Origin of the sequence: Segatella copri (assembly GCF_026015625.1) — a bacterium.
Classification (GTDB): domain Bacteria; phylum Bacteroidota; class Bacteroidia; order Bacteroidales; family Bacteroidaceae; genus Prevotella; species Prevotella copri_H.
This window is the reverse complement of sequence record NZ_JAPDVG010000002.1, coordinates 126760-153541: the sequence shown is the minus strand read 5'-3', so window position 1 is coordinate 153541 and position 26782 is coordinate 126760. Positions and strand designations below refer to the sequence as shown.

14 protein-coding genes and 3 rRNA genes are annotated in these 26782 nt (G+C 43.3%); 13 read left to right on the top strand and 4 right to left on the bottom strand.

The features are described 5' to 3' along the window. Nucleotides 1-427 precede the first annotated feature (427 nt). Nucleotides 428-727, bottom strand: coding sequence for a hypothetical protein (locus ONT19_RS16225; RefSeq protein ID WP_006848167.1), 300 nt, complete (start codon nucleotides 725-727; stop codon nucleotides 428-430). A gap of 69 nt (nucleotides 728-796) precedes the next feature. After that, complete coding sequence (locus ONT19_RS16220) at nucleotides 797-1627, bottom strand: ParA family protein (protein WP_006848166.1); 831 nt, start codon at nucleotides 1625-1627, stop codon at nucleotides 797-799. An 828-nt stretch (nucleotides 1628-2455) separates the two neighbouring features. Between ONT19_RS16220 and ald the strand changes: the two genes are divergently transcribed. The 4 genes from ald (at nucleotide 2456) to ONT19_RS16200 (ending at nucleotide 9874) form a co-directional block, all read left to right on the top strand. Then, a complete protein-coding gene (gene ald / locus ONT19_RS16215; protein WP_264953446.1) occupies nucleotides 2456-3562 on the top strand; it encodes an alanine dehydrogenase in 1107 nt (368 codons plus the stop codon). Between the two features lie 275 nt (nucleotides 3563-3837). Beyond that, a complete protein-coding gene (locus tag ONT19_RS16210) occupies nucleotides 3838-7068 on the top strand; it encodes a SusC/RagA family TonB-linked outer membrane protein (protein ID WP_264953445.1) in 3231 nt (1076 codons plus the stop codon). Nucleotides 7069-7090: 22 nt separating this feature from the next. Next, nucleotides 7091-8674 carry a RagB/SusD family nutrient uptake outer membrane protein gene (locus ONT19_RS16205; protein WP_264953444.1) on the top strand — a complete coding sequence of 528 codons (1584 nt, stop codon included), beginning with the start codon at nucleotides 7091-7093 and terminating at the stop codon, nucleotides 8672-8674. A gap of 30 nt (nucleotides 8675-8704) precedes the next feature. After that, nucleotides 8705-9874 (top strand): TlpA disulfide reductase family protein, encoded by a 1170-nt coding sequence (locus tag ONT19_RS16200; RefSeq protein ID WP_117695611.1) that lies wholly within the window; start codon nucleotides 8705-8707, stop codon nucleotides 9872-9874. A 130-nt stretch (nucleotides 9875-10004) separates the two neighbouring features. On the opposite strand, the gene ONT19_RS16195 is transcribed toward ONT19_RS16200, so the two are convergent. Continuing rightward, on the bottom strand, nucleotides 10005-11447 hold the full coding sequence (locus tag ONT19_RS16195; RefSeq protein WP_264902844.1) for an alanine/glycine:cation symporter family protein: 1443 nt from the start codon (nucleotides 11445-11447) through the stop codon (nucleotides 10005-10007). A gap of 26 nt (nucleotides 11448-11473) precedes the next feature. After that, a complete protein-coding gene (locus ONT19_RS16190) occupies nucleotides 11474-12154 on the bottom strand; it encodes an SGNH/GDSL hydrolase family protein (RefSeq protein ID WP_264953443.1) in 681 nt (226 codons plus the stop codon). Nucleotides 12155-12804: 650 nt separating this feature from the next. Between ONT19_RS16190 and ONT19_RS16185 the strand changes: the two genes are divergently transcribed. The 9 genes from ONT19_RS16185 to ONT19_RS16145 all read left to right on the top strand — a co-directional run bounded on the left by ONT19_RS16185 (nucleotide 12805) and on the right by ONT19_RS16145 (nucleotide 26587). Beyond that, nucleotides 12805-14336, top strand: a 16S ribosomal RNA gene (locus ONT19_RS16185). A gap of 404 nt (nucleotides 14337-14740) precedes the next feature. Further along, nucleotides 14741-17638: ribosomal RNA gene (locus ONT19_RS16180) — 23S ribosomal RNA — on the top strand. A 126-nt stretch (nucleotides 17639-17764) separates the two neighbouring features. Then, nucleotides 17765-17877, top strand: a 5S ribosomal RNA gene (gene rrf, locus ONT19_RS16175). The 16S, 23S and 5S rRNA genes sit together here, the layout of an rRNA operon. 465 nt (nucleotides 17878-18342) lie before the next feature. Further along, nucleotides 18343-18918 (top strand): DUF3575 domain-containing protein, encoded by a 576-nt coding sequence (locus tag ONT19_RS16170; protein ID WP_153113626.1) that lies wholly within the window; start codon nucleotides 18343-18345, stop codon nucleotides 18916-18918. Between the two features lie 23 nt (nucleotides 18919-18941). Beyond that, entirely contained in the window at nucleotides 18942-20360 is a 1419-nt protein-coding gene (locus ONT19_RS16165; protein ID WP_264953442.1) for a DUF3868 domain-containing protein, read from the top strand. A gap of 243 nt (nucleotides 20361-20603) precedes the next feature. Further along, entirely contained in the window at nucleotides 20604-22355 is a 1752-nt protein-coding gene (locus ONT19_RS16160) for an Mfa1 family fimbria major subunit (RefSeq protein WP_264953441.1), read from the top strand. 202 nt (nucleotides 22356-22557) lie between these two features. Continuing rightward, complete coding sequence (locus tag ONT19_RS16155) at nucleotides 22558-23670, top strand: FimB/Mfa2 family fimbrial subunit (protein ID WP_228115168.1); 1113 nt, start codon at nucleotides 22558-22560, stop codon at nucleotides 23668-23670. Nucleotides 23671-23677: 7 nt separating this feature from the next. Then, a complete protein-coding gene (locus ONT19_RS16150) occupies nucleotides 23678-25084 on the top strand; it encodes a fimbria major subunit (protein WP_264953440.1) in 1407 nt (468 codons plus the stop codon). 27 nt (nucleotides 25085-25111) lie between these two features. Next, complete coding sequence (locus ONT19_RS16145) at nucleotides 25112-26587, top strand: fimbrial protein (protein WP_264953439.1); 1476 nt, start codon at nucleotides 25112-25114, stop codon at nucleotides 26585-26587. Nucleotides 26588-26782: the final 195 nt, after the last annotated feature.

Here is a 26782-nt window from a genome sequence, read left to right as displayed (position 1 = left end):
AGCGAAAAAGGTGTGTTAATCCACACCAGATTCTTGTTTCCTTTTGGTTCACTCATATAAAAACCACATTTCTGTTTACCATAAACCACAAAGTTGTTTACCTAAAACCACTTTTTTATTTACTTAAAACCACATAAATATTTACCCGAAACCACCAAGCTATTTACCATAAACCATATTCCTATTTACCTAAAACCACTTTTCTATTTACCATTTCAAACATAACTCATTATTAATCAAGCTATTATGCTTTCTGTAATAAATAAGAAATATATAATTTATTATAAAGAATAATCTATAATTATCATTCTTTTGGTAAACAAAAATGTGGTTTTTGTAGGAACTTATACCTTATTTTTAAGCTTAGCGCTTTTTTAGGTAAACAGTTTTGTGGTTTTCACCCTTTTAATAACTACTTTTTGTTTGCTTACTTTTTCAAGTAATCCATCAGGATATTGTAGAGCAGATTTTCCTGTGGGATATCATCTGAGAGGCATTTCATCTTGAGGAGAAGGAGTTCTTCCTTGTTAAGATATGTAGCCACACTCGTTCTAGTGCGTCTTTCCTCTGCAGTCCAGTAACTTTTTCTCTTGCGACCACCTTTAGATATATTTTTATCCTCTTCGCTTTTAGCCATTTCTGTGTTTAATAAACTTGGTCGGTCGTTCATACCCATATTTTCAAGAGACTCACCAATTTCTTCTAAATTTCTTTTTGCTACAGCCATAATTCTTATATTTTATAAGTTTATCTTCTTTTGTTTTATTATTACATGTTTCAACCTACCCTACCAAGATTAGATTTTGATGTTGAACATGCGCTTGATAGCAATTTCGTAATCGATACCTGTACTTGAGTAAGGTGCATATTCGAATATGCTTTGTCCGTGTGCCTGAGCTTCCAGGAACTTTACAGAGCGTCGGATACGGCAAGGCAGAATTAAGTCGCCATGTTTTTCGCCTAAAAGTTTGCTCAACTGCTTGGTAATCTTGGTTCGTTCATCTACCATAACTGGCAGGAGTCCAAGTAATTCCAAATTATCGTTCATGTGGAACTCCTTCACTTCATCCATTACGCTGAGTACTTCACTTACTCCCTTGACAGATAATGCTTCCATCTGTACTGGAATCAAAATCTTGCTCGCAGCAACCAAAGCATTATAAGTGTTCTTGGAAAGTGCTGGAGGACAGTCGATGAAAATGTAGTCGAAATCATCAAATACGTTTTTCAGTCCTTCTCCTGTCATGTCATGGCAATCGTTGTCCTGCAAGCATCCCAGTAATACCGTGTAGCTCTTCATCTGTTCTCTCAGTGAAGGGCCTCCTGGAAGGTGTTGTTCTATATTTTCCATCTGAGCAGATCCTGGAACTGCATATACTCCGTTTTTACATTTGTAGACTGGCACACCACTCTGTTTGCACATGGCGTTGTATATGTTATCATATTCGTTATCTCTCACTCCGAAAAGCGAAGAGAGGTTGCATTGTGGGTCTAAGTCTATTACCAGAACCCTGAGGTTGTGATTCAACCGGACTATGCCAGAAGCCAGAGACTGCACAGTAGCCGTCTTGCCTACTCCACCCTTGTTGTTCACTACTGCAACAATTTCCTGTAGTTCATGTTTCATATTTCTTTTTTCCTTATTTCACGTTTTTGTTTAATACAATTTACATATATTAGAATTGCTGGCAATTAGAATAAACGAATTGACTTATATTCTTTCGTTCGGAAAGACTAAAAGTCTTATTTCTGGATTATCTAATGTTCTTTAGTTCTAATATTGGTTGCAAAAATAGCCAAAATAGTTGATATAAAAGAATTTATCTTCTTATTTCTTTGTAAATATCCTTTTTTTTATACTTTTCTAACAATCTTCATGAAGAATAAGCATCACTTCGAATATGCTACTAAACGAAAATATGAATATCCTAATAGACGGACAAATTAATTAAACTTATATATGAATATTCTATTAAACATATATTTATATAGACTTTTATACTAATAAACGAATATGCTAATAAATGATTATACTAACATATTAATAAACATATCTATGTATAGTCATATAAACTTAAGAACCGATAAACTAATAGTCGTAAAGACTTATATTATAATAAACGAAAATACAAAACTACGTTTAATCAAATATACTAACTGCCAGCAATTATAATAATCTAATGATTGGTGAGATAAATAAACATGTATATTACAAACCTAACATGTTAACGCTTTATAATTCAGCATTTTGATTATTCTTTTTGTAGAATATCTATCATGTATAAAATTAGAATGTTCGTTTAGTCTAATTGCCTAATAAACTAAAATACGTATATTCAACAGGAATAGTTTATATAAGATATGTTAATTTTTCCTCTAAGTGCATACAACCTATTGAAATTTTCAGTATCTTTACAGAGTTAAACTGATGTCGAACCTTTAAAACTATAACATCATGAAAATTGGTATTCCAAAAGAGATTAAGAATAATGAGAATCGTGTTGGAATGACACCAGCAGGAGTAGCTGAATTCATTCGACATGGTCACGAAGTGATGGTTCAGCATACGGCTGGAGAGAACAGCGGATTTGCTGATGAAGCGTATGAAAAGGTAGGAGCCATAATCTTACCCGACATTCAGAGTGTATATCGTGAGGCGGAAATGATAGTAAAGGTGAAAGAGCCTATCGCTGAGGAATATCCACTTATCCATCAAGACCAGCTTGTATTCACTTATTTCCATTTTGCCTGTGACAAGGAACTTACCGATGCTATGCTCAAGAGTGGTGCTGTCTGTCTGGCTTATGAGACTGTGGAGACAGATAACCACCATTTGCCTTTACTCATTCCGATGAGTGAAGTAGCTGGAAGAATGGCCATTATTAATGGTGCTTTTTATCTGCAGAAGACAAAGGGAGGAAAAGGGAAACTGATGAGTGGTGTACCTGGTGTGAACCGCGTCAAGGTTTTGGTATTGGGCGGCGGAACCGTAGGAGAAGCTGCAGCAAGAATGGCTGCAGGAATGGGTGCTGATGTATGGATTACAGATATCAGTTTGTCTCGTCTTCGTCAGTTAGAGATGGAGCTGCCTATCAATGTACACACGCTCTATTCCAACGAGCATAATATTCGTAGAGAATTGACAGATGTGGATATCGTTGTGGGTAGTGTGCTCGTACCAGGTGATAAGGCGCCGCATCTTATCACGAAAGATATGTTGAAATTGATGGAGCCAGGAACTGTACTTGTTGATGTAGCAATCGATCAGGGTGGCTGTTTCGAGACATCGCATCCAACCACACATTCTGATCCGACATATATGGTCGATGGAATCGTTCATTATGCAGTAGCTAATATTCCTGGTGCTGTGCCGAATACCTCTACTACTGCCTTGACCAATGCTACGCTGAAATATGCATTGGCGCTTGCTGATAAGGGTTGGCGAAAGGCCTGCAAGGAGGATAAAGCCCTGTATAGGGGTTTGAATATCGTAAATGGAAAGGTGGTATTCAAGGCCGTAGCGGATGTCTTCGGACTGGAATATGAAGAAATGATACTCTAAGTAGAGTAGGGGAGGGTTCCATAACACAAAAGCTATGGGATCCTCTTTAAATAATGTATTACGGAGAACAGAATACACTTTGTTTGATTTGAACGCTTACTGATAGCATTTTTTTAGAGAAAAAGACTTAAAAACCGGGAAAATGTAAGGAAAATAGGAGAAAATGCAGGAATATGTGTATAAAATAAGTTAATTTTGTAACATGATGCTACAGTTTTAGATATTTTTTATACTTTTGTGCCATGAACATGAAGTTTAACTAACATTCAGTTATTATGAAGAAGAAAAAAAGCTTGTTGCTTTTCTTGGCAGCAACTTCAGCCAGCTTTGTGCAGGCAGCCCTTCCATTTCAAACTAGTTTTGCGGCTGGTATTGAAAATGTGCAAGAAAAAGGTCATACCTTTGTAAAAGGAAGAGTGATTGATTCAGAGGGAAATCCTCTGGTAGGTGTCACGGTGCAGATCGAAGGCACAAGCTATGGTGTTATCACTGATGCTGATGGTAACTACATACTGGAATTTCCATCTATGGCGCATCCTAAAATTGTATTTTCCAGCATTGGTTACAAATCGAAGAGTATTGAATTTCGTGGCGTAAAAGAGCAAAACATGATGCTGGAGTTGGATCATGTTGCGCTAGATGATCTCGTTGTCATCGGTTACGGCAGCAAGAGCCGTAGGAATGTAACTACCGCTATCTCTACCGTGAGTCAGGAACAGATAAGCAAGTTGGCTGCTACCACACCAACCCTCGATGGTCTTCTTCAGGGTACTGTAAAGGGCGTATTGGCTACTACCGCAAATGGTGAGCCTGGTTCATCTCTCAAGTTAAACATCCGCGGTATTACATCTCCTTATCCTAAATCGGGTAAAGGTAACAACAATCAGCCTCTTTATGTCATTGATGGCGTTCCTACCTTTATGGAGGATACCGGCATCAACCCGCTCATCAATATCTCACCAAACGATATTGAGAGTATCGATGTGCTGAAAGATGCCGCAGCTACTGCGATCTATGGATCTCGTGGAGCCAATGGTGTCGTTATTGTCAAGACCAAGAACGGAAAGCGCAATGAGAAGACCAAGGTAGATTTCGGCTACACATTCTCGTTCAGTAATCCTATCAAAAACTATAAGCCATTGAACATTTCTGAATACAAGAATGTGCAGGACGAGATTCTGCGTAATACTGTAAATAGCATGAACGACGGCAGTTCGATGGTAGGTATGTATGGTTTTGATTATATTCTTAACCAGTATGGAAATGTTTCGCTCAATGAAGAAACGGGTCTTTATACCTATAATGGTCTTAATGAGAGTCTTTATGGCAAGGATAATGTCAACTGGGCAGATGAGGTAATCAACAAGAATGCACCTACACATCAGTATAATGTGGCTGTCAGAGGTGGAAGCAACAAAACCAACTATTCTTTCTCTTTCAACGGAATGAACCAGGAAGGTCTGTTACTCAATGACCGTATGGAGCGATATGGTGCAAGACTCTCTATAGATTCTGAAATCAACAAATACATCACCGTGGGAGGTGTGCTCGATTATACCTATTCTTCACGCAAGAGTGGAAGCAACGATCCTGCCTTGGGATATGATAATGACGGATGGATGACCCGTCCGGATTTGGCTGTACGCGATGCAGATGGCAATTTCCAGCGTGTAGATAAGTTCGGTCTTTATACTGATACCTATAATGATGCCAATGCGGTAGCTAAACTCCAGCGCAAGACGAAGTATGAAAATGATCAGTTCTCTGGCAATGCTTACATTGATATTAAGCCTGTTAAGGGATTGACCCTTCATGCTGATGCCAATATATCCAGATTCATCTTCAGCAACAGTTATTTCTCGCCAAAGATTACGCTCCCGGAGCAGTTTGGTATGGAGCCAACATCAACCTTGGCTGAGAGCAACTATCGCAACACCAATACTTCTATCAATTTCCGTGCCGACTACAAGTTCACGCTTACCGAAGCTCATCGTTTTGACGTGATGGCTGGTTATAGTGCCGACAGGTATTGGAGTAAGGAACACGACCAGGCTTATAGTGGTTTCCCTAATGATGATGTATTGAACAATGCCAGTTCTGCAACCACCGTCAATAAGCCAACCGAGACTTATTCCAAGAGTGGTCTTAATTCTATCTATGGTCGTTTGAGCTATGATTTCCTCTCACGTTATCTGCTTGATTTCAGTCTTCGTTCCGATGAGTCATCAAAATTTGGACCGGGTAACAAGCGCGGTACTTTCCCTGCAGTTTCTCTGGCCTGGCGCATCAATCAAGAGCCTTTCCTGGAATCTGTAAGAGATATTGATGATCTGAAGTTCCGTTTGAGTTGGGGTAAGACTGGTTCCACCAACGTATCAGACTTTTCTTATATCCAGTATTTCAATGGTAATCAGTATGGCGGACAGAGCGGACTCACCCTTGCTTCTACTTATCCAAACAAGAACATCAAGTGGGAGATGACAACCGAGTATAATGCTGGTGTCGACTTTACTTTATTCAATGGCAGACTGAACGGTAGCTTTGACATCTATCACCGTAAGACTGATGGTGCCTTGGCTCCAGCTCCTATCGCCTTAGAGTTTGGTATCGGTACATTCTACAGCAATATTCTCGACCTGACCAACAATGGTTTCGAGTTCTCTATCGGCGGTGATGTGGTTCGCACCAAGGATTTCACCTACAATACGATGCTCAGTATCTCATCCAACAAGAATAAGATAACCAAGCTCAATGGTTCAACCCTCGATATGATGCATCAGGATCTCTATATGGAAGGTCATGCGATGGGAACCGTGAAGGGATATAAAGTGGCAGGCATCTATCAGAGTCAGGATCAGATTAGTAAGTTGAATGAACAGGCTATGGCCAAGGGATATGGTTTCTATCAGAATGGAGCTGCTGTAGGTGACTACATGTTTGCAGATACCAATGGTGATGGCTATATTTCAGAGGCCGACCGTACGGCTATTGCCAACCTAGAGCCAAAGGTATTCGGTGGATGGTCAAATACCTTGTCATATAAGAACTTCACGCTCTCTATGCTCTTCCAGTATCAGTTAGGTGGTGATGCCTACTACAGCACGATGCAGGAATCAGCAAGTGGAGCCATCGGTATGAGTATCTTGCGCGAGATGTATGGCAACACCTGGACACCGGATCGCACCGATGCCAAGTATGCTAAGTTGATGTGGATGCCTAGTGCCTATACCAACACCCAGGCCAACGACCGCTATGTATATTCCAACTCATACTTCCGTTTGCGCAACATCACGCTCTCTTATACCTTTGAGCCAGCATGGTTAGAGCGCTTGCATGTGAGTGGTGCATCGGTGTTCTTTACCGCTACCAACCTCTTTACCATTACCGATTGGCCAGGTTTGGATCCAGATATGGCAGCCACAAATGCTTTTACCAAGACAACCGAGACAAAGGATGTATATCCAATGAGCCGTTCGTTCTCATTCGGTCTCAAATTGCAATTCTAACTCATTCAAAGAAACGAAGATTATGAAACATATAAGATATCAATTTCTGGCGTTACTGTCAGTATCAGCGCTCACATTCACATCGTGCGACTTGATAGGCAGTATCGATGATATGGAACCAGACCATGTGGTAACCGATTTGAATTATATTACCGATGCCGCTTCTGCTCAGACTGCTCTCAATGGTGTTTACGCTTCCTGGCGCAGTACAGGTGTATCTTACTTGAGATATGGTATCGCTTCTATGGCGCATACCCAGACTCAGGCGATGGTGATGGGGGCGGATGAGTTTGCTGCCGAGAATATCGAGACCAATAACAGTAATGTGGAGACGGCTTATACCGCCTATTACAATGTAATCAATGCGGCCAATACCTTCCTGGTACATGTCAACAAGAATATACCAGGACTGAGCGAGGAGAAACGTACGGAGATGATTGCAGAGGCTCGTTGCCAGCGTGCTTTGGCTTATCTCACTCTCCTGAAATGTTTCGGAGAATACTGGAAGCAGGATTCCCAATACGGAGTCTGTCTCTTCAAGGATGAGTTGGTAAGAGATAACCAGGTTCGTCAGCGTTCATCTGTAGCTGATACTTACAAGCTGATTTCTGAAGATCTCGATAATGCCATCGCCCATTGCGAACAGCATCCGGCAGACCATTATCACATGAGTTCTGTTTTCGCCAAGGCTTTGAAAGCCAAAATGTATATGGCTCAGGATAATTATGCTGAGGCAGCAAGATTATCTGAAGAAGTGATTAATGAGGCTGAAGCAGCAGGATATGAACTGGAGAGCGACTATGCTAATATCTTTACAGAACAGTTCAATTCCAAGGAGATGCTTTTCGCTCCTTATACTGCTAATCCGAATGAATTGATGGATGCTTCTTGGTTTGCCTTCTCTCCAGGATCACTCCTTAAAAAGGTGGCTGATGATTTGGTTCCTGATGATGAAACAGGTGGTGATATCGTTGTTCCAGATCCGGGAGAGGGTGGGGACGTTGTTGTTCCTAATCCAGGTGAAGGCGGTGATGTCGTATTGCCTGGCGATGGAGATGATGGCGGTATCGTTATCCCTGGTGGTGATGGTGGAGATTTTCCATTCCCTCCAGGTGAAGATGATGCAGCTTCCTACGATCCTCTTTATACTTGGGCATACAAGGGTGGAGGCATGACTGGAATTGCCAAGTACAGCAAGTTGACTCCTGAATTTATGTTCGAAGATTCTTATTACTTCATGCGCCTTGCCGAAGTCTATTATATCGCTGCCGAAGCAGAGGCTCGTCAGGGTCAGTATGCTAAGGCTCGTACGCTCTTGGCTACAGTCATCGAACGTGCTGGATATACTGAGGACGATGTGAACGCTATTGCCGACAGTGATCTTCTGGGTGAAATACTCAAGCATAAGTTGTGTGATATGAGTAACGAAAATCTGGAAGAATGGTTCGATCTTTGCCGTTATAACCGTCAGGGTGGTTTCGAGAGTTGGACAGAAGATGAGAAAGCAGAACTTCCTAGCTTCCGCCGATATCTTCTTCCTATACCAAAGGCATCTATGGGAGCCAATAAACTTCTGGTTCAGAATCCGGAATATGTGAATCAATAAACATTATATAATAAATAAAATCGAGAAAAAATGAATAAGATGAAAATGAAAACTTGCATGATGACACTTGCCGGTCTTGTACTTGCAATGGCTGCCAGCGCGCAGAATTTTGAGATGAAAGGTAAGGTTAAAGGTAACGTGGACGGCTGTTCTGTCATGTTGCAGAAGTATGGATTGGAAGGTGTTACCAATCTGGATAGCGTTACAATCAAGAATGGTGAGTTCACCCTCAAGGGGGTAGTTAACCAGCCTGAGCAGTATCAGATGGTTATTGATATGAACAAGCCTGGTACAGCTGAGCCTGACTATCAGAAAATATTCTCAACAAGAGTCTATGTAGAGAATAAGCCGATGACCTACGATGTAGACCTTACCGGTTTTCCTGCAGAGCGTGATATGAGTATGATAGAGCCTGTTGTAAAGGGTTCTACCACTCAGGATATTTATCAGGCTTATCTTGAACTGATGTCACCTATTCAGGACAAGATGCACAAGATGGATGATAGTATCAACCAGACTACCGATTTGGCACAGCGTGTAGCCCTTGCCAAGGAAGCCATCAAGTTGCAGGAGGAAATGCGCCATCAGACCAGTCTGTTTATTCAGCAGCATACCACTTCTCTGGTAGCCTTCGACTTGCTTCTCGAGAGTTTCTCTTCTTTACCAACCCCATATACCTCTCAGCAGATTGACGAGATGATGGGCTGGTTGAAGAACGACTGGAGTTCTTCTGCACAATATCCGATGCTGCAGATGCAGGCAGAGATGGCAAAGCATACAGCTATCGGCAACCATTATATCGATGGTACCGTTGTCACTCCTGAAGGCAAGCAGGTGAAGCTTTCTTCACTTATCAAGAAGGGTGAATACACCATGTTGGAGTTCTGGGCTTCCTGGTGTCGTCCATGCCGTCAGGAAATTCCACATCTCAAGAAGGTACACGAGAAATACAAGGATTTCAACATCATCAGTATTTCCGTAGATGAGAGAGATGCCGACTGGAAAAAGGCAATGGCCAAGGAAGGAATGACCTGGACACAGGTTCGCAATCCTGAAGGTTTTGGCGGTATGGTGATGGGCGAGTATGGCATCAATGGTATACCAGCCTGTCTCATCCTAGATAAGGATGGCAATTTCTATAAGACCAACATGCGTGGTGCTTATCTTGATGCTTTCTTATACGATTACTATAAGAAATAAAATAGTTTAGTGCATAAAAATATTCCCCGATATGAATCCTCAGTATTCCTGCAGGATTCGTATCGGGGAATTTTGTTGATGATTTGTATGAAGGATAAATTTTCGTAAAATGAAAATCCATCATTGTTATTTACCATGCCTCCAGTTTATCAGCAATCTCTGGCATCTTATCCTTGGTGAATACAGGATTCTTACCTTCCTTCTTCTGTTGGCGATAGTCTTTCAACAGGAAGACGGCCTGGCGGGAAAGCAGGACGATGGCTACGAGATTGCAGAGGGTGAGAAGAGCCATCGTGATATCTGCAAAACTCCATGCAAAATCCAGAGATACTACCGCTCCAACCATTACCATTGCTGCTACAGCAAGACGATAGACAAATACACCCAGCTTGGAGTCCCTGATATATCTCACATTGGTTTCTCCATAATAATAATTGCCGATGATGCTGCTAAAGGCAAACAGCCATATCATTACCGCAACAAACGGATTGCCGATGTTTCCGATTTCGTGGGTCAGGGCATCCTGGGTGAGTTGAATACCATTTGAAGCCGTAAGATCCACACCGCTCACCAGAATAATGAATGCGGTGCAGGAACATACCACCAGCGTATCTGTAAAAACGCCCAAAGCCTGTATCAATCCCTGTTTTACAGGATGACTGACTGTAGCTACCGCAGCAGCATTCGGTGCACTACCTTCACCTGCCTCATTACTGAACAGACCTCGCTTGATACCCTGTATCACAGTAACGCCAAGAACTCCGCCAGCAGCCTGATTGAATCCGAAAGCATTCTCAACAATGGTAAGCAGAACCTTTGGCAGACTGGTGATATTCCAAACAACAACACCTACAGCTATCAGAAGATAAACGACAGCCATCACAGGAACCACGGTAGAAGAGAACTTTGCCACTCTATGGATGCCACCGAAGATGATGAGCAGGGTGAGCACAGTGAGGGCAATTCCCATGGTGGCAGGCTCGATGCCAAAAGCCTTCTGCCATGCCAGACAGATAGTATTGCTCTGCACAGAATTATAGGCAAAGCCGAAGGTAATGATCATCAGCACGGCAAAAAGAATACCCATCCATCCTTTTCCCAAACCATACTTCATATAATAGGCCGGTCCGCCATAGAAAGATGTTTTGCCTTTCCGCTTGTAAAGTTGGGCGAGAGTTGATTCTATGAAAGCTGATGCTGAGCCCAGTAAAGCCAGCATCCACATCCAGAATACGGCTCCCGGTCCACCGATGCTGACAGCAGTAGCCACACCAGCAAGATTACCGGTTCCAATACGGCTAGCCAATGCTACCACAAATGCCTGGAAGGAAGAAATGTGTTTCATTTCGCCATCCACTTTCACCTCCATCGACAGTTCATCGTGTCCTATTTCTTCCGGTTGTACCTTGTCGGGATGAATCAGCAGCCTGATCATCTCTCTGATAAGGCGGAACTGAACGAAACGGGTACGCCAAGTGAAAAACAGGGCACAGCATATCAAGACGGTGATGATGATATACGACCAAAGGAAATCGCTAACCTGAACTAAAATGTTTTGTATTGAATCTATCATTTATCTATTTAAACCTTATTATTTCTTTACTTTTTTATAACCTTCAGAACCTGGTCAGCAATACTTTTCATTCCCTTGATAGTAGGGTGACCGTTTTTCTTGTCAATATCATGAAGAGCAATGACAGGAACCTGATATTTGTTGCAGATCTTTTTTACCGACTCATTGATTACATCCTTGAGTTCAGAGTTTAAGATGAAATATACCTCTACATTAGGATAATGCTGTCGTATATCTGAAAGCAGCTTGGCCATGGCTGGGCGGAAACAGTACAAATCTGCGCGCTTCCAGCCGCTATACTGATAGTTGCCGAGCGGGGCATCAGCCCAGTTGTCATTCGTAGCACCGCAAATCAGGATGATATCCGGATTGCCAAGAAGAGAACTGCGGGTGATGAAAGAACGGTCGGTATAATCTGCATCATTATAGCCAGTGTTGCAGATGGTAGCACCAGAATAGGAATTGATATTTCCCATCTTATAGCCTCCTTCCTTGATAACTTGCCACCACCAGGTTTGCTCAACCTTGTTTACATCTGTAGTTTCTGGTGGAGTAGTAGGTGAGTACCAGGTGGCATAACCCTTAGGAATGAACCCCTCGAAAGTGGAATACGAGTCACCGAGAACGGCAACGGTCTGCTTCACCTGTGCCATGAGCGGCATGAAGGTGAGCATAATGAAAGAAATGATAATCGTAAATCTTTTCATGATGCTTGTTCTTGTTTTAATGCTTCTTATGTAATTCTGCTGCAAAAGTAATATAAATATGTGAATAGACAAAAAATATCGGAGGAAAATTCATCTTTCTGTTTCTATTTTTGTCTAAAACTAAGCATGATTTGAGTTATACCATAATTTAATCATGTGCGCGCGCTAGCGCATATGCGCGCAAGCGCACGCATGCATATATATAATAATGTATACACAATAAATCGCAATGCTAAAATCTTTATAAATGTTAAATACTTGCTGAAAAAGCAACTTTTTTGCGAAAAGATTTGGTGGAATGAAAAATAGTTAGTACTTTTGCACTCGCTTTTGAGAAATACACTTTCTCTTAGCGACAAAAGAAAGAGTTCTTTGAAAGATTTTACATAAACAGACAAGTAGTACAAGAAGCGGTTAACTTCTTAGAAATAAGAAAGTTGACTGGGTAAAAGAAACGAACCGTCAAGAAATTGACAAGTCAGGTTTACTAAGCTTCAATAAACGAAAAGGATATTCGTCCTAAGTACAGACAACAAACAAACCAAGCCGCAAGGCTAGGTAAAAATGATATTTTACAATTTTTGGAGCAGCGAGAGAAATGAAAGCTTGCTTTTATTTCCGAGTCGTGACAAAAATGTAGAGGATACTTTACAATGGAGAGTTTGATCCTGGCTCAGGATGAACGCTAGCTACAGGCTTAACACATGCAAGTCGAGGGGAAACGACATCGAAAGCTTGCTTTTGATGGGCGTCGACCGGCGCACGGGTGAGTAACGCGTATCCAACCTGCCCACCACTTGGGGATAACCTTGCGAAAGTAAGACTAATACCCAATGATATCTCTAGAAGACATCTGAAAGAGATTAAAGATTTATCGGTGATGGATGGGGATGCGTCTGATTAGCTTGTTGGCGGGGTAACGGCCCACCAAGGCGACGATCAGTAGGGGTTCTGAGAGGAAGGTCCCCCACATTGGAACTGAGACACGGTCCAAACTCCTACGGGAGGCAGCAGTGAGGAATATTGGTCAATGGACGAGAGTCTGAACCAGCCAAGTAGCGTGCAGGATGACGGCCCTATGGGTTGTAAACTGCTTTTATAAGGGAATAAAGTGAGTCTCGTGAGACTTTTTGCATGTACCTTATGAATAAGGACCGGCTAATTCCGTGCCAGCAGCCGCGGTAATACGGAAGGTCCGGGCGTTATCCGGATTTATTGGGTTTAAAGGGAGCGTAGGCCGGAGATTAAGCGTGTTGTGAAATGTAGACGCTCAACGTCTGAACTGCAGCGCGAACTGGTTTCCTTGAGTACGCACAAAGTGGGCGGAATTCGTGGTGTAGCGGTGAAATGCTTAGATATCACGAAGAACTCCGATTGCGAAGGCAGCTCACTGGAGCGCAACTGACGCTGAAGCTCGAAAGTGCGGGTATCGAACAGGATTAGATACCCTGGTAGTCCGCACGGTAAACGATGGATGCCCGCTGTTGGTCTGAACAGGTCAGCGGCCAAGCGAAAGCATTAAGCATCCCACCTGGGGAGTACGCCGGCAACGGTGAAACTCAAAGGAATTGACGGGGGCCCGCACAAGCGGAGGAACATGTGGTTTAATTCGATGATACGCGAGGAACCTTACCCGGGCTTGAATTGCAGAGGAAGGATTTGGAGACAATGACGCCCTTCGGGGCCTCTGTGAAGGTGCTGCATGGTTGTCGTCAGCTCGTGCCGTGAGGTGTCGGCTTAAGTGCCATAACGAGCGCAACCCCTCTCCTTAGTTGCCATCAGGTCAAGCTGGGCACTCTGGGGACACTGCCACCGTAAGGTGTGAGGAAGGTGGGGATGACGTCAAATCAGCACGGCCCTTACGTCCGGGGCTACACACGTGTTACAATGGCAGGTACAGAGAGACGGTCCCTTGCAAAATGGATCAAATCCTTAAAGCCTGTCTCAGTTCGGACTGGGGTCTGCAACCCGACCCCACGAAGCTGGATTCGCTAGTAATCGCGCATCAGCCATGGCGCGGTGAATACGTTCCCGGGCCTTGTACACACCGCCCGTCAAGCCATGAAAGCCGGGGGCGCCTAAAGTCCGTGACCGTAAGGAGCGGCCTAGGGCGAAACTGGTAATTGGGGCTAAGTCGTAACAAGGTAGCCGTACCGGAAGGTGCGGCTGGAACACCTCCTTTCTGGAGAGACGAATTTCCTATGGAGATTTAGGAACAGGATTTAAAAGTTCGCTTCTCTTCTTGTACGCACCATCTGTTTAATCAAATACAGGAGACTGGGATTCCTTATAATAATATAATATATAGGGATGGCTCAAGCAAAATGGTTCAACTCCACAATCTCCACTCCAAAGGAAAAGGCCGGTATGAAGTATTTTACTTTTTTACCTTTTTACCCTTTTACCTTTAAAAGATCTTTGACATATTGACACAAGCAAAACTGTAAGTAATGAACTTTAGTTCAGACTAAAGTGAATCAAATCGCAAGATGAGATTTCACAAGTTAGAATACAGCTGAAAGTATGAGCTACTTATTCGTTGTCGAGTAATCAGCAATGATAAACGAGATAACAAATACAGTCGTAAAGAAAGTAAGAAAGGGCGTATGGCGGATGCCTAGGCTCACGGAGGCGATGAAGGACGTGATAAGCTGCGATAAGCTTCGGGTAGGTGCAAATAACCTTTGATCCGAAGATTTCCGAATGGGACAACCTAGCCGTCTGAAGGACGGTTACTCAATCTTCAAGATTGAGAGCTAACGCAGGGAACTGAAACATCTTAGTACCTGCAGGAAGAGAAAATAAATGAATGATTCCCCCAGTAGTGGCGAGCGAACGGGGAACAGCCCAAACCAGTGGCGTCGCAAGGCGTGGCTGGGGTTGTAGGACCGCGACATTGTATGCAAATCGTGAACAGAACACTTTGGAAAATGTGACCATAGACGGTGATAGTCCAGTATGTGAAGCGAAATGCAGCATAGCGGTATCCTGAGTAACGCGGGACACGAGGAATCCTGCGCGAATCTGCCGGGACCATCCGGTAAGGCTAAATACTCCCGTGAGACCGATAGCGAACGAGTACTGTGAAGGAAAGGTGAAAAGAACCCCGAGCAGGGGAGTGAAATAGTTCCTGAAACCATACGCCTACAAGCGGTCGGAGCATCGCAAGATGTGACGGCGTGCCTTTTGCATAATGATCCTACGAGTTACCGTCACTGGCGAGGTTGAGTGTCACGAGACACGTAGCCGCAGTGAAAGCGAGCCTGAAGAGGGCGCACAGTCAGTGGGGGTAGACGCGAAACCAAGTGATCTACACTTGGCCAGGATGAAGTCCCGGTAACACGGGATGGAGGTCCGCACCAATAAGCGTTGAAAAGCTTCTGGATGAGCCGAGTGTAGGAGTGAAAGGCCAATCAAACTTGGAGATAGCTCGTACTCCCCGAAAGGCATTTAGGTGCCGCGTCGGATGGTCACCGTGAGAGGTAGAGCGACCGATAGGACAAGAGGGCTTCACCGCCTATCGAGTCCTGACGAACTCCGAATGCTCACGGTTTGCAGTCCGGCAGTAAGGGGGCGGGTGCTAAGGTCCGTCCCCGAGAGGAGAAGAATCCAGACCGCCGTCTAAGGTCCCGGAGTTCTGCCTGAGTTAGTCTAACGAAGTCTGGTCCCTATGACAGCTAGGATGTTGGCTTGGAAGCAGCCATTCATTCAAAGAGTGCGTAACAGCTCACTAGTCGAGGGTCCGGGCATGGATAATAATCGGGTATAAGGCAGACACCGAAGGCGCGGGATAGCATTTAAGAAAGTATCGGTAGGGGAGCATACTCACAGCGTCGAATGGTGTACGTAAGTTATCCTGGAGCGGTGAGTAAAGCAAATGTAGGAATAAGTAACGATAAGGAGGGTTAGATTCCCTCCCGCTGTAAGACCAAGGTTTCCCGGGCAATGCCAATCAGCCCGGGGTCAGTCGGGTCCTAAGTCTAAGCCGAACGGCGATGGCGATGGCAGAGACGGTTAATATTCCGTCACTGCCGCATGGGGCGACGTGGAGACGGAGCAGTGAAACCACCGCGGGGCGACGGAAGTCCCCGTTGAAGAGTGTAGGTGTTGAGGATGGCAGGCAAATCCACCGTCCGAGCTGAACTTGATAGTATGGAGTCTTCTTCGGAAGAATCCAATAGTGTGGGTAATCATACTCCCGAGAAAATCCGCTAAGCTTAACCCATGCGGCACCCGTACCGCAAACGGACACACGTGGTCGGGTAGAACATACTAAGGCGTTGAGAGATTCATGGTTAAGGAACTAGGCAAATTGACCCTGTAACTTCGGGATAAAGGGTCCTCGTGATGAGCGAGGCGCAGAGAATAGGTCCAGGCAACTGTTTAACAAAAACACAGGGCTGTGCAAACTCGAAAGATGACGTATACAGCCTGACACCTGCCCGGTGCCGGAAGGTTAAGAGGAGATGTCACTCGCAAGAGGAAGCATTGAATTGAAGCCCCGGTAAACGGCGGCCGTAACTATAACGGTCCTAAGGTAGCGAAATTCCTTGTCGGGTAAGTTCCGACCTGCACGAATGGTGTAATGATCCGGACGCTGTCTCAACCATGAGCTCAGTGAAATTGTAGTATCGGTGAAGATGCCGATTACCCGCGATGGGACGAAAAGACCCCGTGAACCTTTACTACAGCTTAGCATTGACCTTGGTCATCCGATGTGTAGGATAGGCCGGAGGCTTTGAAGCGGGAGCGCCAGCTTTCGTGGAGCCATCCTTGAAATACGGCCCTTTGGCTGTCTGAGGTCTAACGCGTGATACGCGGACACTGCTTGGTGGGTAGTTTGACTGGGGTGGTCGCCTCCAAAAGCGTAACGGAGGCTTCCAAAGGTGCCCTCGGGTCGATTGGTAACCGACCTCAAAGAGTGCAATGGCATAAGGGCGCTTGACTGGGAGGCAGACATGCCGAGCAGGCAGGAAACTGGGGCATAGTGATCCGGCGGATGTGTATGGAAACTCCGTCGCTCAAAGGATAAAAGGTACTCCGGGGATAACAGGCTGATCCCCCCCAAGAGCTCATATCGACGGGGTGGTTTGGCACCTCGATGTCGGCTCGTCACATCCTGGGGCTGGAGAAGGTCCCAAGGGTTGGGCTGTTCGCCCATTAAAGTGGCACGCGAGCTGGGTTCAGAACGTCGTGAGACAGTTCGGTCTCTATCTATCGTGGGCGTGGGAGTTTTGAGTGGTGCCGTCACTAGTACGAGAGGACCGTGATGGACAGACCTCCGGTTTACCAGTTGTGCCGCCAGGCGCACCGCTGGGTATCTGAGTCTGGATTGGATAAGCGCTGAAAGCATCTAAGTGCGAAGCCAGCCGCAAGATGAGAACTCCATTGAGGGTCGTCAGAGACGATGACGTTGATAGGATGCAGGTGTAAAGACAGCGATGTCAAAGCCGAGCATTACTAATTGCCCGAACACTTTCTTTAAATAAGTTCATAGTTTCAACTGTATGTACAGTCTGAATGGTGCTGAAAGTTGTAATTCAACATTCAACAATCAACATTCAACATTACTTATACGTTGCTTGTGTGCAAATACGTCATAACCCATTATCAGGTGGTTATTGCGGTGAGGTCCCACCTCTTCCCATTCCGAACAGAGAAGTTAAGCTCACTTGCGCCGATGGTACTGCAATGCAATGCGGGAGAGTAGGTAGCCGCCTCCTTTCAATTTCAGAAGCCTCGATTACGAAAGTAGTCGGGGCTTTTCTGTTTTCATGCAGTTTTCTTTCTTATCGCTCAGCTTTTTCCCACAGCTCCTCCCAGCTCCTTTTACCTTTTTACTCTTTTACCTTTTTACCCTTTATAGTTCCTTTTACCTTTTTACCCTTTTACTTTCTACCTTTATATATTTTCCTGTCAAAAATTATGGTGAATCTTCTTTAGTGACGTTTATGCATAAAATGTTAATGAATGGTGGATTTTCATTATAAAATCAGCAAAATTACGTACTAAAATGTTTTTTTCCACCAAAAAGTTACGAAAAATACCCCCCCCCCCTATTCATTTCTTTTTATTACTTTTGCCCCAAGAAAATGCGAATTATCATGTAAACGGTAAATTTATATAATTACCTATTGATATAGTAAAAACGAAATAAATAAATAGACTTAACTAAACTCTTTTAATAGATGGTTAAACGATTGATTTTAGCTTCAGTGTTACTCATATTTGTATCACTAGCTAATTATGCGCAAAACACGGGAGTCAAGTCCAACCTCTTATATTGGGCTACAACAACTCCTAATCTCGGTGTCGAGACTGCCTTAGGCAAGAAGCATACCGCTCAGGTATTCTTTGGCTTCAATCCTTGGAAACAGTCTGGTGGCGACCAGTCAAGCCTCCGTCATTGGCTTTTGCAACCAGAATATCGTTACTGGTTCTGCCAGAGCTTCAATGGCTGGTTCTTGGGTGTTCATGCCATGGGCGGACAGTTTAATGCAGGAGGAGTGAAGCTACCCCTAGGCATTTTCAAATCTCTACGTAATCATCGCTATGAGGGATGGTATGTAGGTGGTGGTGTGACCGCTGGTTATCAATGGCCTCTTTCCAAGCACTGGAACCTGGAAACCTCTGTAGGTTTCGGATATGATTATATCCAGTACGACAAGTTCAAGTGCGGTGCCTGTGGCGAGAAGGAGAAGTCATCTCATGACAACTACGTGGGTCCTACCAAGGCAGCCATTTCTCTTATTTATATGTTGTAACTCATTAAATATAATCTATGAGTATGAAAGATTTTAAGAACTACATATTATTATTCAGCTCTCTTTTGATGGCTATGCCTCTTGCAGCCCAGGATTGCAAGAGTCTCAAGTTGGCTGCTGAAAAGATAAAGGTATCTCATGTAGAGATGTCGCATCACAATGACCTGATTACGGTTATGATGGATCTGAATCTCGATTCCCTGGATCTCCCTACCAACAACCAGCTTGTCTATACTCCGATTATCAAGCATAAGGGAGAGTTGCTCAAGATGCCTGAGATTGTAATCAACGGTAGAAGACAGCAGATCATGTTTGACCGAGGGGTTGGAAAGAAACAGTTGCAGCTTTCTCCTCAGGCTTTCGTGGTGAAGCGAGACAACAAGAAGCAGCAGACCGTGAAGTATCTGGCATCAGTTCCTCTGTCTTCCAAGGTAAGGAACTACGATCTCGAAATTCACGAAGACCTCTGCGGTTGTGGTGATTTGCAGGATGGTACTGATTTTACCATCACTCGTCGTCGCCAGCCTGTAGCTTCTTTCGTCCGTCCAGAGGTAGAAGCGGTCAAGGTCCGTCATCTTGATAAGCGTGCTTATATTGATTTCCCGGTAGATCGCATAGAGTTGCATCCAGATTATCGCCGTAATCCTGCACAGTTAGATAGCATTATCCGTACCATCAATGCATTGAAGGAAGATAAGAATCTCGAGGTGAGCGGCATCAATATTCATGGTTATGCATCACCTGAGAGTCCTTACACCCATAATGATTATCTGGCAAAGAACCGTGCCAAAACGCTGACCGAATATGTCCGCCGAATGGTGAAGTTGCCAAACAATCTCTTCACTGTTTCTTCTACTCCAGAGGATTGGGATGGTCTGATAGCTTATATTAAAGGTAGCAACCTGGAGCATAAGAATGCCATTCTGGCGATTATTGCAGACAAGAGTCTGAATCCGGATGCGCGGGAGTTGAAGATCAAGAAGCAGTATCTTTCAGAGTATCGCTTTATGCTCGATACCTGGTATCCAGCCCTCCGCCATTCCGACTACCACATTACTTATAAGGTGAAACCTTTTGATGTGGAAGAGGCAAAGGAGATCATCAAGACCAAGCCACAGCAGTTGAGCCAGGAGGAGATGTTCATGGTAGCCCAGACTTACGAGCCAGGCAGCAAGGAGTTTAATGATGTGATGGAGATTGCCGTCCGCATGTTCCCAGAGAACGAGACAGCGAATCTGAATGCAGCCATAACCCGCTTGAATGCCGGTGATGCAGAAGATGCGAAATCATATCTCGACAAGGCAGGAAACAGTGCCGATGCCCAGAATGCCCGAGGTGTCTATGAGATGCTGAAGGGCAACGAGAAGCAAGCTCGTTATTATCTGGAGCAGGCTGCCAAGGCTGGTGTTGCTTCTGCAAAAGAAAATTTACAGAATCTATAAAGTTATACATACTGTCTGTTTAGGTTCATATAGCTGTTCCTTAGAGTCAGGGCACTGCCCTGGCTTGGGACAGTCTCCTGAACCAGGCATATTTTTTCTAACTACAAATATAGAAAGAAACTCAAATATAACGTATTAGATGAATTGTAAACCAAATATATAAAAATGTAATATAATTAGATTTTTAAGAACGTTTATAACGTAAAGAAATAATTATTAATAACAACGATAATAACTTACAAGATGAAGAAAACTTTATTATTTTCCGTTGCATTGGCGGGGCTGATGCTCGGTTCTTGTTCAAGTAGTGATGATCTGAATGGTGGTGAAACTGGTAAGTTTGGTGCCGATGGTCAAGGCTTTGTTAATGTAACATTGAATTTGCCTACTCAGCCTCAGTCAACCTCGCGTGCAGCTAATGATGTTCTTGATCATGGTGATGCAAAAGAGTACAATGTTAAGGATGCCACTCTTATCCTTTTTGCGGGAGCAGATGAAGCAACAGCAACAATTAAGGCTGCTTATAATTTAAGTGGCTGGAAGAAGGATCTTACGCCTAGTGATCAAATCTCTACTACTTTATCAAAGGTTCAGAAAATCAACGTGATTTCTGCATCGTCTACAGATAAAATATATGCTTTTGTTGTATTGAACCATAATGATGCATTAAAAGTAACTTCTACTAATACTTTACAGGTAAATGGAACTGACTTTACTGGTACCTTTGAGGACTTGTCAAAGAAGGATATAAATACATCTTTGACAAATGATAATCTGATGATGTCAAATGCTGTTATCATTAGCAAGCCAGGTTCTGCTGATATTAGTAAAGAGAAAGCTACAACATTGACAGATGTTACAGATAAAATTTATAAAACAGAGTCAGAGGCAACTTCTCATCCTGCTGCTAATATTTATGTTGAGCGTTTGGCTGCTAAGGTAATTTTGGAAAATGCTACAGGTACTTCTAAAAATACAGTTAGTGTAGGTAGCGGTGCAGCAAAAACTTTTGATTATTCTTTGGAGGGTTGGAGATTGGCTAACGTAAATACCTCTTCTTATTTGACTCGCCAGTATGATAATACTTGGAATGGTTATAAGTCTGATGCTACAGATTTTACAACTGCATCCCATGTAGACTATGACAATAATTCTTACCGTTTTGCAGGTATTTCTGCAATTGCTGCTGGTAAGGGTTACAGAACCTATTGGGGCAAAGATGCTAACTATGATGTAGCTCCTTCTTTCACTGATGGAAATGCCGAACCAACATTGGCAGGTGGCGCAAGCACTTATTGCTATGAGAATACATTTAATGTAGCTAACCAGAATGTAAAGGAGACAACTTGTGCAATTGTAAAGATGAAGATTACCCCTGATGGTTACACTGCAGGTACTTTCTTCACTATTGACGACAATAAGGGTGTAGTATATTCTAAAGATGACGTCAAGACTGAAATTGGTAAGAGATTCTTGGCAGAAATGGGTTCTGCATATGTAAAGACACATTATTATCCTACTGTAACAGCAACAATTACTGTGAAGGATGTTGAATTTGCCGATGCAGCAGGAAAAGTGACTATCACAAAGATGACTTTAACTGATGGTACAACAGATCAGGTTGTTAGTGATGCCGACTTAACAACATTCAAGCCAACTATTAAGGTTAATGAGTTCAAGGATGGTTATGCATACTATACCATTTTGATTAAGCACTTTGGTGACGAGTTGACTCCTTGGAATCCTTCAAACAAGACAACCGTATCTTATCCTGATCCAAAGAGTGAGCAGAATTGGTTGGGTCGTTATGGTGTTCTCCGTAACAACTGGTATAAACTTGATGTTACTGGCGTAGCAGCAATTGGTGCTTCAACACCAGGTGAACTTAATGTAAACAATGACGATACTCCTGATGATAACTTGAAGCGTTATATCTCTTGCAAGATTAATGCTCTCTCTTGGGCTGTTCGTAAGCAGAATACAATCCTTCAGTAAAATAATCATGCCCCCACCCACCTTTTTCAGGTGGGGGCATATATAATAAAACAAACAACTACATCAGAAATAATCTGATAAACAAACTTGTTGAACAGCAAGGCATCGCATCGCCAGATGCAAAGAGATGGTGATATTCGGATTCTGTCCGACACTTCATGTGATAATAATTAGATTCAATATATATAAAACGAAGAAATATATGAAAGCGCAGATTTTTAGCTTGGTGAAAAGGGGAGTGCTGGCGATTGCTACACTCTTGACGGTTGCCTCCTGTGATATGTGGCATACCGACACCGACGATTGTCCTACAGGGATTTATGTCAAGTTTAAGTATGACTATAACTTGCAGCGTGCTGACATGTTCAATGATCATGTTGGGGCGGTAACCCTTTATGTCTATGATGAAAATGGAAATTTTGTGAAGAAATTCGAAGAGGCAAACTCTTTATCTGCGCTGCCTTTGAAAAATATAGACTATAAAATGCATATTACCGATCTTCAACCAGGCAAGTATCAGTTCATAGCTTTGGCTGGACAGAATGCTTATGCTGATCAGTTGAATACCCAGCGTGCAAAGTTCGTTCGTACAGAACCTGCTGTGGGCGATAAGATGGATAAATTGGAAGTAAACCTTGATAAGATTCAGCGCAATGGTTATTATATCATAGATAACCACAACTTGCCACTCGATACCCTGTGGCATGGTAAGTCTGATGCGCTCGTAGAGTATTCCGCTACCCGTCCTAACTATACCACCGTTTCGCTGGTACGTGATACCAAGAAGATTAATGTTACCTTGCGTGAACTCAACGACCCAACCACAATGGATGTAAACGACTATAGTTTTATCATCCAAGACCATAATTCCCACATCCTCTGTGACAATTCACTTGATGAGACTAATCAGGTAATCTATACTCCACATGCTGTTTGGAATACAGAAGACCGTGAAGGCTCTACTGCAGGTGATGTCAATGGTAATGAATTGGAAGGAGTAGGCAAGATAGCTCATGCCGACTTTATGACCTCCCGTCTGATTTATCACGATAAGGCGAAGGACGATGGAAAATTGATCATCGCCAACAAGGAAACAGGCAAGACCGTGGTAGATGTAGATTTGCCTGACCTCTTGAGCCGAGTTCGCACCAGTGAGGAATATATGTATACTCCACAAGAGTTCTTGGATAGAGCTTATGACTATAAGTTACAGTTCTTCCTTCAAGATGGTAAGTTGAAATACGCTTACATTACTATCAGCGTGAATGCGCTTAGCTGGAGTCAGAGAATACAGTTTGAAGTACTTAACAACTAAGAGGATTATGAAGAAGTTGAAATCAATATATCTGCTTCTGCTTTCAGTTCTTGTCATCGGTGCTTTCGCATCCTGCGCTGGCAGCACCGATGATGATGACGGCAAGCCCGACGCCTTCAAGGGAGAGGCTTACTTTACTGTGCAGGTAGCTGTGGCTGGTGATACCAAAGCCACGTCTCGTGCAGCAGGTCCTCAAGGAGGGGAAGACGGTGATGGTAGAGAAACGGCTTTTGAAAACGAATATAAGGTGAACAATGTCTGTGTATTTCTTTACTCTAGCACTACAGGCATAAGCGATGGCGATGCAAAGATAGAGCAGGCTTTCTACTTTGAGAAACCAACAGAGAAGCCTGGTAATACAAGATATGATAAGGTATATACGTTCGAGAAAAAGCAATGTTTGCCAATCGTCGTTTCCAAGGCATATCATGTTTTGGTGGTAGCGAATGCCGGTGACGTCACTCTAACCTACTTGAACAAGAAATTGAGTGAACTTAGAGATGCTCATCTTCAGGCACTTGATGCTGCTTCGAATAACTTTATCATGACTTCAGAGAAGGATGCTACTACCGAGTTGACTTCTGCTGGTGGTAATGCTACTGGTGATGGAACCGAGGCTAATCCGCTTACAGTAAATGTTGATATAGAGCGTCTAGCTGCCCGTATTGATATTGATCCAGGTGATGGTAAGTATGTTGATTCTCCTACAAATCCTGGTACCGGAACTTATGCTTTTGATGTGAAGGATGTTTCAAACAATTTAGTGGGTGGCTTTGTTTTGGAGTCTATTCTCCCTTACAACAAGCTTACTTCCGGTGAGTTTTGCATTAAGCGTGTGGGAGATAAAACGGGAACTGCTCTGACTTATTTGGGTGATGAGAAAACTGTTTCGGAAACCGACAAGAAAGCTACAAACTATGTGATAGATCCATGGACTTCTGGTAAGAATACAGGTTCTACTCCAAGTGGTCTTACATATAATGTTCGTAAGTTAAATGATGCAGGTTGGCCATCTGCTACAGGATACCTTCCTGTCAAGAAAGTTTTAGGTTCAACAAGCTCTTCTTTCTTCGTTCTTGATTATGCGATGGAGAATACTACTTTTGATAATTCAGAAGAGTATGCAACAGGACTGGTGTTTAAAGGCAAGTATTATGAGCTTTCTGATTGGGATTCAACCAAAAAGCAGCCTAAGGCGGGTACATCCGGTACAGATAAATACTATACCTACACCATTCGCCATAGTGATCCAACAGGTACAGGTCCTAAAACTGCTCCTATGTATTATGGCATTGTCCGCAATAATATCTATCGTATCAAGATAGAAGGAGTAGTGGGTGAGAAGAAGGGTATGGTTCTCACGATTGCTGTCAAGAAGTGGGCAAAGTATACCCATGCAGAGACTTCCATGTAATAAGACGGATAATAATGAGTAATAGATATGAATAAGATAAAAACGATAATGGCGCTGTTGGTACTGACGATGCTTGCCACCTTTACGGCTTGCTCGCCAGACGACAGTTCTATGTCTGATAATCCTGATGGAGGAAGCAAGAATGGCTTTACCATTCATCTCAAACTCTCTACTTCTGCGTCTGGCTCTATAGGTCAGGCTGCACCTCATAGCCGTGCTCTTACTCCAGACTGGGAGTCTGGTTCCGATGCAGAGAATATGAAGAGCTGGTTTGTTGTTCTTACTCAAGGTGATAAGGTAGTGCAGACCATAGAGAAAACTCAGGTTGATGCTCAGCATGCTGAGGAAGACGAGGTTACTCTGGAGAATGTAGCCCCAGGCACCTATCAGGTCTATTCTTTTGCCAATATTGATAAAACGCAGTTGGGTACGTTGACCAACGGCTCTGCTGTTGATTTTAAGAACATGAAATATAAGATGAATGGCAATGGCTTCGATGCTACTATTTCTGGTATTCCTATGAGTAATGAGCAGACGCTTACTGTAAACCAAGATGGAACAACTGATAAGAATAATCTTTGGGTAGTAAGAATGCTGGCGAAGGTTACACTTCGGTTTAAGAATCCAAGTGCTACTCCTTTGGAAATCAAAGATATTACCATCAGCGATATTACTAAGAATAGCAAAGATAATGCAGATGCTGATAACATCATGTTGCTGCCAAAGCATTCTGATGCGTCATCTGGTGCAGATAATGCTCAAGTTACATGTACTCCAAATCTGGTAGGGCAGGCTGCAACGGAGAATTATACTTATAAGCTGTCTTCACCAAAGATGATTGCTAAGAATACATCAGCTTATACTGAAGAGAATGAAATTTCATTCTATGTGAATGAAAGCGCAGCGGGCAATACTTCCAAGTATTTCATCATCAACCTGAATACTTCAGCAGGAGTCAAGCGTTACGCTCTGTTCCAGGATTGGACAACGATAGCTCGCAACGACCATCACATTCTACCAATCTCATTAGATGATTACAAGTTGAAGTTTGATGTTCAGTCCTTCACTGCCATCGGTCTCTATCCATCCATAACAGATTACGGAACCACTCTTTCCTACACCTGTAATTACCCGGAAGAGGAATTCCATATCCAGCCAAAGGTAGTAAAAGGTGATGACACAGATGTGACTGGAACCATCGATTATGACAATGTAAAATGGGAGTTAATCCCCGAAGGTATGGCAGATGCCGCTGCTGCCGAAACGAATGCCAAGTTGGTGTTTAAAACCCTTCCATCATGGAATACAACCACTGGCTATTTCGAAGGAACCTTCAATGATGACAAAGCCGACAAGCAGAGCGCCCTCTACAAGGTCACCGTCCCTGTGCCAGGTGCCTCAGGAAAAGAACTTATATATAAGATACTTTTCACCAAGGATTTGAGAAGCTATGCTGCTCGTAAATATACGAGACAGAGTTACTATTTCAGAACCAAACAATAATACTTATATTAAAAAACATTGAAGCTTATGTTTAAGTCTAAGATTTTTAATAGTGTAATGAGATATATGTTGGTAGCAATGCTTGCATTGCTGCCAAATGCTATATGGGCTAGTGATAATTATACGAATAATGTTTTTTTAACCGATGTGAACCGCGTATCTATTGATATGCAAAGTATCTTTGTTGGTAGTGAT

Bases quoted from the DNA above. Each gene is read 5' to 3' on its own strand.
- ONT19_RS16225 (WP_006848167.1), bottom strand. From the start codon at position 727: ATGGCTGTAGCAAAAAGAAATTTAGAAGAAATTGGTGAGTCTCTTGAA.
- ONT19_RS16220 (WP_006848166.1), bottom strand. From the start codon at position 1,627: ATGAAACATGAACTACAGGAAATTGTTGCAGTAGTGAACAACAAGGGT.
- ald (WP_264953446.1), top strand. From the start codon at position 2,456: ATGAAAATTGGTATTCCAAAAGAGATTAAGAATAATGAGAATCGTGTT.
- ONT19_RS16210 (WP_264953445.1), top strand. From the start codon at position 3,838: ATGAAGAAGAAAAAAAGCTTGTTGCTTTTCTTGGCAGCAACTTCAGCC.
- ONT19_RS16205 (WP_264953444.1), top strand. From the start codon at position 7,091: ATGAAACATATAAGATATCAATTTCTGGCGTTACTGTCAGTATCAGCG.
- ONT19_RS16200 (WP_117695611.1), top strand. From the start codon at position 8,705: ATGAATAAGATGAAAATGAAAACTTGCATGATGACACTTGCCGGTCTT.
- ONT19_RS16195 (WP_264902844.1), bottom strand. From the start codon at position 11,447: ATGATAGATTCAATACAAAACATTTTAGTTCAGGTTAGCGATTTCCTT.
- ONT19_RS16190 (WP_264953443.1), bottom strand. From the start codon at position 12,154: ATGAAAAGATTTACGATTATCATTTCTTTCATTATGCTCACCTTCATG.
- ONT19_RS16170 (WP_153113626.1), top strand. From the start codon at position 18,343: ATGGTTAAACGATTGATTTTAGCTTCAGTGTTACTCATATTTGTATCA.
- ONT19_RS16165 (WP_264953442.1), top strand. From the start codon at position 18,942: ATGAAAGATTTTAAGAACTACATATTATTATTCAGCTCTCTTTTGATG.
- ONT19_RS16160 (WP_264953441.1), top strand. From the start codon at position 20,604: ATGAAGAAAACTTTATTATTTTCCGTTGCATTGGCGGGGCTGATGCTC.
- ONT19_RS16155 (WP_228115168.1), top strand. From the start codon at position 22,558: ATGAAAGCGCAGATTTTTAGCTTGGTGAAAAGGGGAGTGCTGGCGATT.
- ONT19_RS16150 (WP_264953440.1), top strand. From the start codon at position 23,678: ATGAAGAAGTTGAAATCAATATATCTGCTTCTGCTTTCAGTTCTTGTC.
- ONT19_RS16145 (WP_264953439.1), top strand. From the start codon at position 25,112: ATGAATAAGATAAAAACGATAATGGCGCTGTTGGTACTGACGATGCTT.